The 408-nt window shown below is 40.7% G+C and carries 1 protein-coding gene; it reads right to left on the bottom strand.

Features of this window, described 5'->3' with window-relative positions:
• On the bottom strand, positions 1-408 hold a 408-nt coding region (locus SMIDD26_RS10920), incomplete at both ends, for a CBS domain-containing protein (protein ID WP_134990318.1).

The following is a 408-nucleotide window of genomic DNA, read 5'->3' as shown; positions in this document are numbered from 1 at the left end:
CCTCAAAAAGCGCCTCTGCACGTTCAAAGGTATCTGAAGTAACACCTACTGCACCTGCAACTAGAAGACGACCAAACTCATCTTTCGCCGCATTTGGAAACTCAATAACTTTTTCAATATCTTTGATAGTAATCAAACCAGAAAGACGGCCTTCTTCATCGACCAAAGGAAGCTTTTCAATACGGTGCTCTTGAAGAATACTCTCAGCTGTTGAAAGATCTGTACCTACAGGAGCAGTCACAAGATTTTCACTGGTCATATGATTTGAGATTGGTTGGTTATAGTCTGAAATAAAACGAAGATCTCGGTTTGTCAAAATACCAACCAATTTACGATTTTCAAGTGTTTCAACAACTGGAACACCACTGATGCGGTAACGACCCATAAGCTCATCTGCTTCAGCAATTG

This window comes from Streptococcus mitis, from assembly GCF_001579035.1.
Classification (GTDB): domain Bacteria; phylum Bacillota; class Bacilli; order Lactobacillales; family Streptococcaceae; genus Streptococcus; species Streptococcus mitis_J.
The sequence above is the reverse complement of the archived record's forward strand: the minus strand, read 5'-3'. Positions and strand labels throughout refer to the sequence as shown.